Here is a 14,196-nt window from a genome sequence, read left to right as displayed (position 1 = left end):
ACTTGATACAGGCTGCATTGTCAGATCCAGCTGGGGGATCGCATGCAATCTCTTGAACAGCGCCGACGCGTCCGGGGGGACGTCGGCGGAGAACGTCCGCAGTTCCGTGACACTCCTGTGGAGGTCAAGGCGTACTCGACGGCCGGAATGGCCGGCTGGGCGGCGCAACTGGGTTCTCCCGCGCCCGAAGCTCCCCGTTCCCGCAGAATGGCCAGGACCGGCGGGATAGCTGCGATAGCAGCGTTGTTGCTCTACCTGACGTGGCGGGTCGCATTCACCATGCCGCTTGGTGGCGGGGATCTTGTCATCGCGTGGACGCTGGTGACGTTTGAGGCCCTTCCCCTGATAGGGCTGGTCCTGAAATCCATCACTCTGTGGAACATCGACTGTTATGCGCCTGAGCCGGTTGCCCAAGCTCCCAATGGCATGAAGGTCGCCGTGCTGATCCCCACGTATAACGAGCCGGTCGAAGTCCTTGCGCCCACCATCGCCGCGGCCTGCGCGCTTCAACCGCGCCACGAAACGTGGGTATTGGATGATGGAAGCCGCCCGTGGGTTGCCGAGATGTGCGCATCCTTCGGTGCAAGAGTGGTCACCCGCGCCGAGCACGACCATGCCAAGGCGGGCAACATGAACCATGCATTGGATTTGATGGCTGCGGAGGAAGCAGCCGGAAAAGACCCAATAGACATCATTGCCGTGCTCGACTGCGATCACGTGCCCCTCCCAACATTCCTGACGGCCACCTTGGGTTGGTTCGCCGACGAGGAAATCGCCCTCATCCAGGGGCCGCAGGCGTTCTACAACTCAGGAGCCTTCGACGACGACGGCATCTCCGGCGAACAGGGATTGTTCTTCAACGTCCTGATGCCTTCGCGCAATGTTCCCGGTGCAGGACCTTTCTGGTGCGGTTCAACCTCGCTGCTCCGGATCAAGGCGCTTCGCGAGGTAGGTGGAGTAGCCACCGAGACCATCACCGAAGACATGCACACCACCCTCAAGCTCATCCGGCTCGGGTGGAAGACCGTGTACCACCACCAGACCCTGGCAGTTGGCCTGGCCCCGGCAACGGCCGATCAATACCTGCTGCAGCGCAGACGCTGGGGCATGGGCGCGATGCAGATCCTGACCTACGAGCGCCTTTGGGCGGCCAAGAGCTGGATGACCTGGCGGAACTTCCACGAATACATCAACGGAACCTTATGGTGGCTTGAGGGCATTGCCACCTTGATTGCCTTCATCATCCCCATGGCGGTCATGGTCTCCGGCGCGCAGACCTCCACCGCCGGGCCCGTTGAGTTCACCCTTGCCTTCGCCGCCATGTTCTGGGTGCGTTTGTGGGGCGCCAAGAGGCTCATGCGCCACCAGATCCACTGGCCGACGGCGTTCGCCCTGCGGATTTTCCGGGTTCCTGTCGGGATGGCCTGCCTTTGGTGGCTCGTTTCCCGGAAGTCCTTGGAGTTTCAAGTCACCCCGAAAGGCGCCGCGGAACTTCGACTCCGCGGAAGGGCCCCGCGGATCCTCATTGTGCTGATTGTCATCGTGGGCGCGATTATTCTCTATGCGACGGCCGGAGTCCTCGGTTGGGTGCCCTGGCGGACGAGTCCTGGCTCCACGATTGCCGCCGGAGTCTGGCTGGTGCTGGCGGGGGTTGTCTTGGTGCTGGGGACGCTCCGGATCAGGGCCGCCGAATTCGCCACATCACGCAGGAGCGCCCACCGGGTCACCGTCAAGGTACCTGTCACGGTTTCCGGGGTCCCGGGCCAACTGCTGGACATTTCCATGGGAGGCGCCGCAGTCCGGGTCGGGGCGGACGCGCTACCGGAATCAGGCCGCGTACTCTTGGAACTCCCGGGAGACGCACGGATCCCCCTGGATATCGTCCGGGTGTGGTCTAGTTCGAAGGGAGAATACACTGCTTCGCTACGGGTTCGTGACCGCGACTGGGAGGCGTACCGCAGGCTCTCGCTCTGGCTGTTTCATACTCCCGATAACGCACTGCCCGGCTTTCCTCCCGGGGTCCCTGCCGTCGCAACCCGCGAGTCGGCATGAACGGCCACGCCTTGCGTAGGCCCGCCCTCGCCTGGACTGTTATCGTCACCGCTGCAGCAGTGGCCATCCTGGCGGCGATCCTCGGCGCAAACCAAGGGACGTCCGGGGCCCAGTCAGCCGGTGACCTCGCCATCCTGGCAGCATCGCTGCTCGCCACAGCCAGTTGTGCATGGGCGGGGCGGCGCAAGGATGAAAGCGCCCGTGCGTGGCGGGTCATGGGCCTAGCCACGCTGATCTGGACCACCGGACAAGCGATCTGGACCTTCTACGGCTTGACGCTCGATCACGACTACCCCTACCCCTCCGTGGCCGACGCCGCTTTCGTCGGCTATTCGATCCCTGCCGCCATAGCCCTCTACTTGTTCCCTCGTCCCCGGGTCTCCTCGGTTGCTTTCCTGCGTGCACTCCTGGATTCGGCAGTGATTGCGTCCGCAGTGCTGTTCATGAGCTGGGCTACCGTCCTCGGCTCCATGTACAAGGCCGAAGGGCAGGAGACCCTCGTCCACCTCACCGGCCTCGCGTATCCGGTTGCCGACATTGCGATGGTCTCCATCGTCCTCATGCTCACCATGCGGAGGGCACCAGGGGAACGCCTCAGGTGGGTCTGCCTGGGTGGCGGACTCCTCGTCCTTGCGATCACTGACAGTACGTACGTGGACCTGACGTCCGAGGGCGTCACAGGTCTCACCGGAACTCCCCTGGCGGCAGGCTGGATCACGGCGTTCCTGCTGATAGCCCTCGCCCCGCTGGTCCCCTACGCCCCGCGTCCCCGGACGGAGCGGCGCCTCTACACCTTGGCCCTGGAACTGCTCCCCTACGTCCCTGTCCTGGGTGCCGTGATGGTGGCGCCCATACGGGTCGGGCGTCCCGGGGACCCCTTCCTCCAGGCCGTGGGGCTCACTGCCCTGGCCCTGGCCATCACCCGCCAGATTCTGATCATCCTCGAGAACATCAACCTCACGCGGGATCTCGAATCCAAGGTTGCCGAGCGTACAGCGGAACTTGAAGGTCTCGGCGCGATCGTCAACTCCTCAGCGGATGCAATCGTGGGCAAGTCACTGGACGGTGTCATCACCAGCTGGAATCCCGGAGCCGAACGGATCTACGGATACAGCGCCGCCGAGGCAATCGGCAGGCATGTTTCCTTCATCATTCCGGACGAACTTCAGGAGGAGGAAGAAGAGCTCTTGGCGGGCATCCGGGCCGGCGGGGAAACCCACAGCTACGAAACAGCACGGGTCCGCATCGACGGCTCCATCGTTCCCGTTTCCCTGACGATGTCTCCGATCCGCGGCACCGGCGGCATCCGCGGAGTCGCCACGATCGCCCAGGACATCACCGAACGCAGGATCGCCCAGGCCGAGTTGGTGACCGCCCGGGAAGCCGCCGAGGAAGCCAGCCGCTTGAAGTCGGAGTTCCTCGCGACGATGAGCCATGAGATACGCACGCCGATGAACGGAGTGATCGGGCTGACCGGATTGTTGCTGGACACCCCCTTGGAGGAAACCCAGCGCCAATATGCCGAAGGCGTCAAGGGCGCGGGCGAATCCCTGCTGTCCTTGATCAATGACATCCTGGACTTCTCGAAACTCGAAGCGGGCAAGGTCGATCTGGACCCTGCTCCCTTCAATCCACGCACCTTGGTGGAGGAACTCGCGGTCCTCCTTGCCGAGGCCGCACAGGCCAAAGGCCTGGAGCTGATTGCGTACTGCCGCCCGGAGGTTCCGGCGATGCTGGTGGGCGACGCCGGCCGCATCAGGCAGATCCTGCTCAACCTGGCCTCGAACGCCGTGAAGTTCACTCCCTCAGGGGAAGTTGTCATCAGCGTGAAGCTCGTGAAGCAAGAATCCGCGAACGTTCGTGTACGCTTCGAGGTCCGCGACACCGGGATCGGGATCGATGCGGCAGACCACCACAGGCTCTTTGAGTCGTTCTCGCAGGCCGATGCCTCCACTACCCGGCGGTACGGCGGGACCGGCCTTGGACTGGCGATCTCACGGAGGCTTACAGAGGTAATGGGCGGCGAAATCGGGGTGGACAGTTCCTTGGGCAACGGGAGCACCTTCTGGGCCACCCTTCCCTTGGCAGTGAGCGAAGCTGCGGCAGCTCCGGCGTCGATCTCGCCCGACCAGCTCACGGGACTCCGGGTCCTTGTGGTGGATGACAACTCGACCAACCGATTGGTGCTCGAGGGGCAATTGGCTGGCTGGCGGATGAAACCGGAAGCTGTCAGCGACGCCCAACAGGGCCTGGACCGCTGCCGCGAAGAGGCCGCCGCCGGACGTCCCTTCGACATTGCGGTGCTCGACATGTGCATGCCGGACATGAACGGCTTGGAGCTGGCACACCAGCTGAGCACCGACGTCGCGCTCGCATCCACCCGGATCATCATGCTGACGTCCACCATGAATGTGGACAAAGCCGAACTCGTGGCCGCCGGGGTCCAGGAATGGCTGACCAAGCCGGTGCGCAGCTCCGAGTTCTACGACCGCCTCATGCGTCTTGTCGCGGCCCGCCCGCTCGCGGCTCCCGTGGTCCTTCCAGCCATCCCGGTGACCATCAGCCAGCCTTCGCGCGGCCTGATTCTCGTCGTCGAGGACAACGAGGTCAACCAGCTCGTGGCCCGCAGCATGGTTGCGAAGCTCGGGTACGAGGCCGACGTCGTCGCCGATGGCAGCGAAGCAGTCGCCGCCACTGCGGCCACCGAGTATGCCGCGGTCCTGATGGACTGCCATATGCCCGTCATGGACGGATTCGAGGCCACCAAAGCCATCCGGGCACGGCACGATGGGCGCAGGCGGCTGCCGGTCATTGCGATGACGGCAGGCGCACTCGATGAGGATCGTGAGCGCTGCCTTGCGGCCGGCATGGACGATTATCTGACCAAACCGGTGGACGTGGACAAATTGGAGCGGGTTCTCTCGCGATGGATACCGGAAACATCGAAGGAAGGCGGCGGCACTGTCCTCGACCCCGCGAGGCTGGAAACGTTGCGTGACCTCGGTCCGGCGGACGGGCTCGGGTTGCTGCCCGCCGCCGCCCAGGCCTTCAGGCAAGACATCCAACCGAGCTTGGAGGCACTCCGCCACGCTTTGGACAACGGAAGCCGAGACACTTTCAGGCACGTTGCCCACAAGCTAAAAGGAGCCGCAGCCAACATCGGGGCCGCGCGCGCGGCACGGATGTGCGAGGAATTGGAACGCAGCTCATCAAGCGGCGGGCCCGTCGATCCCGCGCTCCTGGCCGGCCTTGAGGCCGAACTGGGACTTGTTGACAAAGCGTTGGACCACGCCCTGTCGGTGGCCTCGTGAAGGTCCTGGTGGCGGACGACGATTTCGGTTCGCGTCTCGTGGCGAAGGCGGCAGTGGAGCAGTCCGGCCACGAATGCATCGTGGCCGCGGACGGCAATTCCGCTTGGGAGCTGTACAGGCAACATCGGCCGCAAGTTGTGGTGACTGACCTGATGATGCCCGGACTCAACGGACTGGAACTCTGCCGCGCCATTCGCAGCGCGGAAGAGGACTCCTACACCTACCTTGTCCTTGTCACCTCGAAAGATTCACGCGAGGACGTCGTCGCGGGCATGCAGGCCGGTGCTGACGACTACGTGGCCAAGCCGCTTGACCCGTTCGCCCTGCATACCCGGCTGCTCGTGGCTCAAAGGGTGACTTCGCTGCACACCGATCTTGCACGCTACCGTGCCGCGCTCGCGGAGCAAGCGCGCACCGATCCCCTGACGAAGCTCCACAACCGGCTGAAGCTCTCGGAGGACCTGGAACAGCTGCACCACAGGTGCGCCCGTTACGGAACGGACTACAGCCTGGCGATCTGCGACGTGGACAACTTCAAGAGATATAACGATCTTTATGGCCACCAGGCCGGAGATCTCGCATTGCAGTCGGTTGCGGCCTCCCTTGCCGCCCAAGGGCGCGAAAGCGACGGAATCTACCGCTTCGGCGGGGAGGAATTCCTCTTCCTGCTGCCGGGCCAGACGGTATCCGGCGCAGAAGCCAGGCTCGCCCGCGCTCTGGAGGCCGTGCGGGAGCTGGGCATCGCGCACTCAGGTAACCCCTCGGGTACCCTGACCTTGAGCGCCGGTCTCTCGGCCTTTGTGCCCGGCCATCGAGTCAGCAGCGAGCGGCTCCTCAAAGAGGCCGATATGGCGCTGTACGCGGCCAAGTCCGCCGGCAGGAACCGCGTGGAAGTGGCCCCGGAAGTCCGTCAACACACCAGGAGCTGAAGCCCGGCACCGCGCCTACAGCTCCGGAACAGCTTCCTGTGCCACAGCCGTCGCCTCAGCGAACTGAGTGTTGTACAACTCTGCGTAGCGCCCGTCTGCGGCGAGGAGCTCTGCGTGCGTGCCGCGCTCAATGATCGATCCGTCCTCCACCACCAGGATCACGTCGGCGGCCCGGATGGTGGAGAGCCGGTGGGCGATCACGACGGCGGTGCGTCCCTCGAGTGCCTCGCCCAAGGCCGCCTGGACCGCGGCTTCGCTGGTGGAATCCAAGGCTGCCGTTGCTTCGTCGAGGATGACGACCCTGGGTTGGGCGATGAGGAGGCGTGCGATGGTGAGCCGCTGGCGTTCTCCTCCGGAAAGGCGGTAGCCGCGCTCCCCCACCACGGTCTCCAGGCCATCCGGCAAGGAACGGACCATCGCTTCGAGCCTGGCGCGCCGGAGCACGTCCCACATTTCCTCGTCCGTCGCTCCCGGCCGGGCCAACCGCAAGTTGGAGGCGATGCTTTCATGGAAGAGGTGGCCGTCCTGCGTGACCATGCCCAGGGTCGCCCGGAGGGAATCGAACGTTGCGTCCCGGATATCCAGGCCGGTACCTCGCCCATGCCCGCCCAATCGCACGGCGCCGGAGTCGACGTCGTACAGCCGGGACAGCAGCTGGGCCACGGTGGACTTGCCCGCGCCGGAGGACCCCACGAGCGCAACGGTCTGCCCGGGCTCCACGCGGAAGCTGATTCCGTGCAGGACCTCCTCGCCGCCGCGGGTATCAAGCGTCGCCACTTCCTCCAGCGAGGCAAGGGACACCTTGTCCGCGGACGGATAGGCGAAGCGGACGTCGTCGAACTCCACCGCAACAGGGCCCGAAGGCACCGCGACGGCGTCGGGCTTCTCCTGGATGAGCGGCTTGAGGTCCAGGATCTCGAAGACCCGCTCGAAGCTGACCAGCGCGCTCATGACCTCAACGTGGGCACTGGACAGTGCGGTAAGCGGCGCATACAGGCGGGTAAGCAGCAGCGCCAGTACGACGACGTCGCCCGCGGCCAGTTGCCCGCTCAGCGCAAGCCAACCGCCCAGTCCGTAAACGAGTGCGAGGGCCAGGGCGGAAACGAGGGTCAGTGCGGTGATGAACGTGAACTGCAACATGGCGGTGCGGACGCCGATGTCACGCACACGGCCGGCGCGCAGGGCGAACTCGGCGGACTCTTCGTCCGGGCGGCCGAACAGTTTGACGAGCGTGGCGCCGGGTGCGGAGAACCGCTCCGTCATTTGGGTTCCCATGGCCGCGTTGTGGGACGCGGCTTCACGACGGAGGTCGGCCAGCTTGGAGCCCATGCGGCGTGCGGGAATGAGGAAGATCGGCAGCAGCACCATCGCGAGGACGGTGACGAGCCAGGACGTGTTGAGCATGACAATGAGGGTCAGCGCCAAGGACACGACGTTGCTGACTACACCGGAGAGAGTGCCCGCGAACGCCGACTGGGCTCCGATGACGTCGTTGTTGAGCCGGCTGACGAGGGCTCCGGTACGGGTCCGGGTAAAGAAGGCGATGGGCATGCGCTGCACATGGTCGAACACCCGCGTCCGCAGGTCGACAATCACGCCTTCGCCGATCACGGAAGACAGCCACCGGGTCAGTAGTCCCACTCCGGCGTCGGCGACGGCCACGGCAGCGATGAGCGCGGCCAGCCCGACCACGACGTCCACGCCCGCATGGGCGATGATCGCGTTCACCACTTTGCCGGCCAGCACCGGGGTGGCCACGGCAAGGAACGCACCAGCGATGGAGGCCAGCACGAAGGCGATCAGCTTGTTGCGGTGCGGTTTCGCGAAAGCGAGCACGCGCCGGATGGTTTCCCGCGAGAACGGCTGGGAGCCGCTCTTGGCGCGGGTGATGTTGTAGAGCGAGCGCCAGGCGACGCCATCCATGCTCATGGCTTGTGATTCCCCATTCCGGAAGTGTGGTGCAGTTCGGTCACGGTGCCGTTGTCAAGGTGCCAGCGGGAATCGAGCCGGACGTTTTCGAGCAAGCGGCGGTCGTGCGTGACCAGCAGGAGCGCGCCTTCGTAGCCGTCAAGCGCATCCTCGAGCTGTTCGATCGCCGGCAGGTCGAGGTGGTTGGTGGGTTCGTCCAGGACAAGCAGGTTGACGCCGCGGGCCTGCAGCAGAGCGAGCGCCGCGCGCGTGCGTTCGCCCGGGGACAAGGAATCCACGGTCCGGGAGGTGTGGTCCGCCTTGAGGCCGAACTTGGCCAGCAGGGTACGCACATCCGCGGAGTTCCAGTCGACCAGGACAGATTCGACGGCGTCTGCCAGGGTGAGGTGCCCCGCCAGCAGTCCGCGGGCTTGGTCGATCTCGCCGATCGCCACGGATGCACCCATGGAGGCATCTCCGGCGTCGGGCTGTTGAATCCCGAGCAGCAGCCGCAGGAGGGTGGACTTTCCCGCGCCGTTGGGTCCCGTGATGCCAATGCGTTCGCCGGCGTTGAGCTGGAGGTTGACGGGTCCCAGCGTGAAGTCGCCCTGGTGTGCCACGACGTCGCGCAAGGTTGCGACGACGGAGCTGGAGCGCGGAGCCTGGCCGATGCTGAACTGCAGCTGCCATTCCTTGCGCGGCTCTTCCACCTCGTCGAGCCGGGCGATGCGGGATTCCATCTGCCGGACTTTCTGGGCCTGCTTTTCCGAAGACTCAACGCTCGCGGCCCTGCGGATTTTGTCGTTGTCCGGGCTCTTCTTCATGGCGTTGCGGACGCCCTGCGAGCTCCATTCGCGCTGCGTCCGGGCCCGGGATACGAGATCCGCCTTGGTGTTGGCGAATTCCTCGTAGCGTTCGCGGGCGTGCCGCTTTGCTACCGCCCGCTCTTCGAGGAAGGAATCGTAACCGCCGTCGTAGACGGCCACGCTGTTCTGGGCCAGGTCCAGTTCCAGCACCTTGGTGATGCAGCGCGCCAGGAACTCGCGGTCATGCGAGACCAGCACCGCGCCGCCTCGAAGGCCTTGGACGAACGATTCAAGCCGGGCCAGTCCGTCGAGGTCCAGGTCATTGGTGGGTTCGTCGAGCAGCACGACGTCGAAGCGGCTCAGCAGGAGCGCAGCCAAGGCAACGCGGGCGGCTTGCCCGCCGGACAGGCCCGTCATAAGCGCATCGGGACCCGATTCGAGGCCAAGTTCCGCCAGCACCGCGGGGATCCGGTCTTCCAGGTCCGCGGCACCCGATGCCATCCAGCGGTCAAAAGCCAGGGAGTACGCGTCGTCGGCCTCCGCGGTTCCGGCTGCGAGCCCCTCGGCTCCGGCCTCCATCTCCTCAGTGGCCTGGGCGCAACCAGTGCGGCGGGCAATGTAGGCGGCGACGGTTTCGCCTGGGGTGCGTTCGTGTTCCTGGGGCAGCCAGCCGACAAAGGCGTCGCTCGGAGCGAGGCTGACCGTGCCCTCCTGGGGACGGTCGGCTCCCGCGAGGATGCGCAGCAGGGTGGATTTCCCGGCGCCGTTGGCGCCGACGACGCCCACGACGTCTCCTGGCGCGACGGTGAGGGAGAGCTTCGAGAACAAGGTGCGGTGACCGTGGCCGCCGGAGAGCTCTTTGGCGACAAGCGTTGCAGTCATTGGTCTATCCTCTCACTGCTCCGCTCCTGAGCGGAAAGGCCGGCCACGCGAAAGGGCGGCCGTGCGAATACCCTGCCGTCCGAAAGACCGGGGCATGGAAGAACCCGCTGGTCCGTACTTGGGGGGTGTGCGGACCAGCGGGTTCGAGAATCAAGCATAATTCAATGTGCCTGCATCGTAAAATCGACTTCGCAGACCTGAAACCGTCTAGCAGAAAGTGGTTCATGTCCCTCCCCTCCAAGGCGTTCCAACGCTGGCTGCACGGGATCGCCCCGAACACCAGCACGGCCGATGTCTGCCGCTTTTCGGGAGTGAAACGCACCACACTGGCCCAGCAATTGGTTCGCGGCAAGGTGGCCGAGAGTTCGCTCGTGAGCATCAGCCGGGCCTTCGACATGAATCCCTTCGATGCTTTGGCACAATTCGAGGCCTACGCGGCGCTTCGCGGAACCCCGGTTCCCCCCACTGATGCGGAACTCGTCAGCCAGGTGTCCACCATGGATCTGCTGCGTGCGGTCGTCGAGCGCTCCGATCCCGGCGAGGGCGTCCCGCCCCTGGTCCTGGCGGAGACCCCGCACGGTAGTTCAGTCAGGAACTGGGTGGACGCGATCGACGACGGCGAGCTGCGCCACCGGGTGAGCGGCTCCACCGGGATCGCACCGCAGAACTTCTCCGCGCACCTGACCGCCAACCGGCTGCCCCCGGAACTGGCCCTGGCAACGTCCCGGGCGGCCGGCGTCGGACCGGCCGGAGGCCTCGTGGCCAGCGGCCTCGTCACCGAGGCCGAGGCAGGATGGCCCCCCGGGGCGCGGCGGGACGCCCTGGACAGGATGACGGACGGCGAACTGGCCCTGCTGGCCGGAGAGCGGCTGCAGGCCCTGGGCAAGGCCCTGCGCCGCCATGAGCACGAGCTCGACCACAGCAACAGAATCTGGGAGAACCTGGGATGACCACCGTGTTGGCGTGGGCTACGCTCTCCATTTGCCTCATTTTGACGGCCATTCGCATCCCCAGCGCCGTTCGGGGCGAGAACCGCATGATGTTCGTCTTGTTCGCACTGATTTCCCTCGACATCCTTCTCAGCATCGAGGGTCCCTATGTGCTGATTGACGGGTGGCTGGGCAACTTCAACCTCGGCAACCTGCTGCTCCGGTTCCTGCTCTACGGAACGTTCCTGCTCATGGGCATCAAGGTGGCCAGGGCCTTTGGCTCAGCTGGCGGAGAACGCGCCATCCGCGGGCCGATTGGCTTGGCCGTTTTGGGAGCAACCGCGGTCCTCACGGCCTTCTTCTTCTTCTCGATGGACACCCGGGACTCCACGGTTGGCCTGAATGACCTTGACCCTGGGCCGGCCCTTGATCTGTATGCGGCCTTGGGCAGGTTCTACCCGGGCTACGTTGCCGTATGCCTCATCCCGGGCATCTGGCGATCGGTCCGAGGTTCGGGTCCCGTTCTGCTCCGGGCCGCCTCAGCGACACTGCTCCTGGGCCTTGCCTTGCTAACGGTTTCACAGGTCTTTCCGCTCATCCCGCCAACGAATACGTGGCTGCGGCCGCTCATCAATTACTCTGCCGCTTTGGCCACTGCACTTGGCCTGGGAGGCATCTGGCTGTCCAAAACCGTTGCCAGCCGGACTAGCCGCACGGTAATTTAAAAACATACCGCGTAACCTCTTTCATAAATCCATTATATCGTGCCATAATTATGAATGTGTGAAGGCGACGCAGCCTGACCTTTGAATCAATGAACGGGTTTCCAAGGTTCGTGGCGCGTGCGGGAGCACTTTTGGGGGGATGAGTGGTGGCGGGCTGTTGGGGACCGCCCCCACTCAGCCTTTTTAAGCGTCCTCCCGTGTACGCCGGACACCGCCCGAAGCACCCCAGTCCGGTCCCGTGACTAAGATGGCTTTCATGAAGAGCCTGCCCACCCGCCGCACAGCACTGTCCGCAACCCTGGCCGCCGTCGCGCTGGCACTGACCGCTTGCGGCGGTGGTTCCTCGCCGTCGTCGACGTCGGGTGGAGATACCTCGCTGTCCGCCATCAAGTCCAAGGGCGAGATCGTTATTGCCACGGAAGGCACCTACCGGCCGTTCAGCTTCCACGAGAACGGGGCCGGTCCCCTCACGGGCTTCGACGTCGAGATCGCCCAGGCCGTCGCTGCCAAGCTCGGAGTGAAGGCGACCTTCCAGGAAACCCAGTTCGATGGCATCTTCGCGGGTCTTGATTCCAAGCGCTTCGACATGATCGCCAACCAGATCTCCATCAACCCCGAACGCACGGCCAAGTACGATTTCTCGGCGCCGTACACGATCTCCAATGGCGTCGTCGTGACCAAGTCGGACAACAACTCCATCAACAGCTTCGCCGATCTCAAAGGCAAGACCACCGCGCAGTCGCTGACCAGCAACTTCTACAAGATGGCAGTTGACGCAGGCGCCAACGTGCAGTCCGTCGAAGGCTGGGCGCAAGCCGCAACCCTGGTCCGCCAAGGCCGCGTCGACGCAACCGTCAACGACAAGCTGACCTACCTCGACTACGCCAAGAGCACTCCGGACTCCGGCTTGAAGATCGCCGCGGAGACCACCGACAAGACGCAAAGCGCCATGGTCTTCCGCAAGGGATCCGCCGAACTCAAAGCCGCGGTCGACAAAGCGCTCACGGACCTTCAGGCCGATGGCACCCTCGCCAAGATCTCCCAGAAGTACTTCGGCGCAGACGTTACCAAGTAGCCGGCGGCCAATCAGATGACCTTCAACTGGGACCTCGTCTGGAGTTCCTTCGGGCCAATCGTCGGGGGCGCCGTCACAGGAACCATCCCCCTCACCCTGGCTTCGTTCGCCATTGGCCTGGCGTTGGCGCTCCTCGTTGCCCTCTTGCGCTTGAGCCCCAACAGATTGCTCTCCGGCGTCGCACGCTTCTATGTCTCCGTGATCCGTGGGACTCCCCTGTTGGTGCAGTTGTTCGTGATCTTCTACGGTCTCCCGAGCATCGGCGTGAAGCTGGAGCCGTGGCCGAGCGCCATCATCGCGTTTTCGCTCAATGTGGGCGGCTACGCGGCCGAGGTCATCCGCGCCGCGATCCTGTCGGTGCCCAAGGGCCAGTGGGAGGCCGGGCACACCATCGGAATGTCGCGTCCGCAGACGCTCGTGCGGATCATCCTCCCGCAAGCGGCCAGGGTCTCGGTACCTCCACTGTCCAACACCTTCATTTCCCTCGTGAAGGACACCTCGCTGGCTTCGCTCATCCTGGTCACCGAGCTTTTCCGCAACGCCCAGCAGATCGCCGCATTCAGCCAGGAATTCATGATCCTGTACCTCGAGTCCGCCCTGGTTTACTGGGTCATTTGCCTCGTCCTCTCCACGGGCCAGTCCGCCCTGGAGCGCAGATTGGACCGTTATGTCGCCCACTGAGCCCAGCAACGCCCCCCACGGGAACTCCGGGCTGGTGCTGTCTGCCCGGGACCTCGCCAAAGCCTTCGGCAGCAACAAGGTGCTGCGCGGAATCGACATCGACGTCAGGCGCGGCCAGGTGGTCGCGTTGATCGGGCCGTCCGGTTCGGGAAAGACCACCGTCCTGCGCTCACTTAACGGCCTCGAAGTGCCCGACGCCGGAACGGTCACCTTCGGGGACGCCGACGCGGGGACGGTCCGGGGCTCCGGCGCAGGACTGACCCTCGATTTCGCGGGCAGCGTGGGCAAGCGGGAGATCGCCGCCCTCCGGGATCGCAGTGCCATGGTGTTCCAGCACTACAACCTGTTCCCGCACATGACGGTGCTCAAGAACATCATCGAGGGACCGCTCCAGGTCCAGAAGCGTCCACGGGCGGAAGTGGTCGCGGAGGCCGAGCGGCTCCTGGCCCGGGTGGGCCTCGCGGACAAACGAGACGCCTACCCCTTCGAGCTGTCAGGCGGCCAGCAACAACGGGTGGGAATCGTGCGCGCCCTCGCCCTCAAGCCGCAGTTGCTGCTCTTTGACGAACCCACCTCGGCGTTGGACCCGGAACTGGTGGGCGAAGTGCTCGGTGTCATCAAGGAACTTGCCGACGAAGGCTGGACCATGGTGATCGTGACGCACGAGCTCGCCTTTGCCCGCCAGGTTGCCGACGAAGTCATCTTCATGGACGGCGGCGTAGTGGTGGAGCGCGGACCAGCAGCGGATGTCTTGCGCGAGCCGCGGGAGGAACGCACCAAGCAATTCGTCAAGCGCCTCCAGCACGACGTCTGACCCCCAACTGATCCCCACCGCCACCCTCGCCTCGCAAGTCCCCACCGGCTCCCAGCCTTCGCAAGCTCAGGCCGGGGCCCTCGC

10 protein-coding genes are annotated in these 14,196 nt (G+C 64.8%); 8 read left to right on the top strand and 2 right to left on the bottom strand.

Annotated elements, in window-relative coordinates:
• Positions 1 to 42: 42 nt before the first annotated feature.
• From AC3WJU_RS17540 to AC3WJU_RS17530, 3 genes are read left to right on the top strand one after another with little or no spacing between them, the layout of a single operon-like run.
• On the top strand, positions 43 to 2,052 hold the full coding sequence (locus AC3WJU_RS17540; protein ID WP_284989635.1) for a glycosyltransferase family 2 protein: 2,010 nt from the start codon (positions 43 to 45) through the stop codon (positions 2,050 to 2,052).
• Complete coding sequence (locus AC3WJU_RS17535; RefSeq protein ID WP_059388184.1) at positions 2,049 to 5,363, top strand: PAS domain-containing hybrid sensor histidine kinase/response regulator; 3,315 nt, start codon at positions 2,049 to 2,051, stop codon at positions 5,361 to 5,363. The genes AC3WJU_RS17540 and AC3WJU_RS17535 overlap by 4 nt, the downstream gene beginning before the upstream one ends.
• Entirely contained in the window at positions 5,360 to 6,292 is a 933-nt protein-coding gene (locus AC3WJU_RS17530; RefSeq protein ID WP_284989634.1) for a GGDEF domain-containing response regulator, read from the top strand. The genes AC3WJU_RS17535 and AC3WJU_RS17530 overlap by 4 nt, the downstream gene beginning before the upstream one ends.
• A 15-nt stretch (positions 6,293 to 6,307) precedes the next feature.
• Here AC3WJU_RS17530 and AC3WJU_RS17525 read toward each other — a convergent pair whose 3' ends face one another.
• Entirely contained in the window at positions 6,308 to 8,221 is a 1,914-nt protein-coding gene (locus AC3WJU_RS17525; protein ID WP_284989633.1) for an ABC transporter ATP-binding protein, read from the bottom strand.
• Complete coding sequence (locus tag AC3WJU_RS17520) at positions 8,218 to 9,888, bottom strand: ABC-F family ATP-binding cassette domain-containing protein (protein WP_306962970.1); 1,671 nt, start codon at positions 9,886 to 9,888, stop codon at positions 8,218 to 8,220. Before AC3WJU_RS17520 ends, AC3WJU_RS17525 begins: the two co-directional genes overlap by 4 nt.
• 224 nt (positions 9,889 to 10,112) lie before the next feature.
• On the opposite strand from AC3WJU_RS17520, the gene AC3WJU_RS17515 reads away from it, so the two are divergent.
• The 5 genes from AC3WJU_RS17515 (at position 10,113) to AC3WJU_RS17495 (ending at position 14,112) form a co-directional block, all read left to right on the top strand.
• Positions 10,113 to 10,838 (top strand): hypothetical protein, encoded by a 726-nt coding sequence (locus AC3WJU_RS17515; protein ID WP_307052777.1) that lies wholly within the window; start codon positions 10,113 to 10,115, stop codon positions 10,836 to 10,838.
• Positions 10,835 to 11,542: a hypothetical protein gene (locus AC3WJU_RS17510; protein WP_306962973.1), complete on the top strand. Its 708-nt coding sequence runs from the start codon at positions 10,835 to 10,837 to the stop codon at positions 11,540 to 11,542. The genes AC3WJU_RS17515 and AC3WJU_RS17510 overlap by 4 nt, the downstream gene beginning before the upstream one ends.
• Positions 11,543 to 11,798: 256 nt before the next feature.
• Positions 11,799 to 12,617, top strand: a complete 819-nt coding sequence (locus AC3WJU_RS17505; RefSeq protein WP_059388190.1) for an amino acid ABC transporter substrate-binding protein — start codon at positions 11,799 to 11,801, stop codon at positions 12,615 to 12,617.
• 15 nt (positions 12,618 to 12,632) lie between these two features.
• A complete protein-coding gene (locus AC3WJU_RS17500) occupies positions 12,633 to 13,298 on the top strand; it encodes an amino acid ABC transporter permease (RefSeq protein ID WP_059388188.1) in 666 nt (221 codons plus the stop codon).
• Positions 13,285 to 14,112: an amino acid ABC transporter ATP-binding protein gene (locus tag AC3WJU_RS17495; protein WP_284989628.1), complete on the top strand. Its 828-nt coding sequence runs from the start codon at positions 13,285 to 13,287 to the stop codon at positions 14,110 to 14,112. Before AC3WJU_RS17500 ends, AC3WJU_RS17495 begins: the two co-directional genes overlap by 14 nt.
• The last annotated feature ends 84 nt before the right edge of the window (positions 14,113 to 14,196 follow it).

The organism is Arthrobacter sp. FW306-1B-F12A, assembly GCF_058781865.1.
Note: the sequence above shows the minus strand (reverse complement) of the source record. Positions and strands in the feature narration are given on the sequence as shown.

Coding starts and splice junctions, on each gene's coding strand:
- AC3WJU_RS17540 (WP_284989635.1), top strand. CDS start 43: ATGCAATCTCTTGAACAGCGCCGACGCGTCCGGGGGGACGTCGGCGGA.
- AC3WJU_RS17535 (WP_059388184.1), top strand. CDS start 2,049: ATGAACGGCCACGCCTTGCGTAGGCCCGCCCTCGCCTGGACTGTTATC.
- AC3WJU_RS17525 (WP_284989633.1), bottom strand. CDS start 8,221: ATGAGCATGGATGGCGTCGCCTGGCGCTCGCTCTACAACATCACCCGC.
- AC3WJU_RS17520 (WP_306962970.1), bottom strand. CDS start 9,888: ATGACTGCAACGCTTGTCGCCAAAGAGCTCTCCGGCGGCCACGGTCAC.
- AC3WJU_RS17515 (WP_307052777.1), top strand. CDS start 10,113: ATGTCCCTCCCCTCCAAGGCGTTCCAACGCTGGCTGCACGGGATCGCC.
- AC3WJU_RS17510 (WP_306962973.1), top strand. CDS start 10,835: ATGACCACCGTGTTGGCGTGGGCTACGCTCTCCATTTGCCTCATTTTG.
- AC3WJU_RS17505 (WP_059388190.1), top strand. CDS start 11,799: ATGAAGAGCCTGCCCACCCGCCGCACAGCACTGTCCGCAACCCTGGCC.
- AC3WJU_RS17500 (WP_059388188.1), top strand. CDS start 12,633: ATGACCTTCAACTGGGACCTCGTCTGGAGTTCCTTCGGGCCAATCGTC.
- AC3WJU_RS17495 (WP_284989628.1), top strand. CDS start 13,285: ATGTCGCCCACTGAGCCCAGCAACGCCCCCCACGGGAACTCCGGGCTG.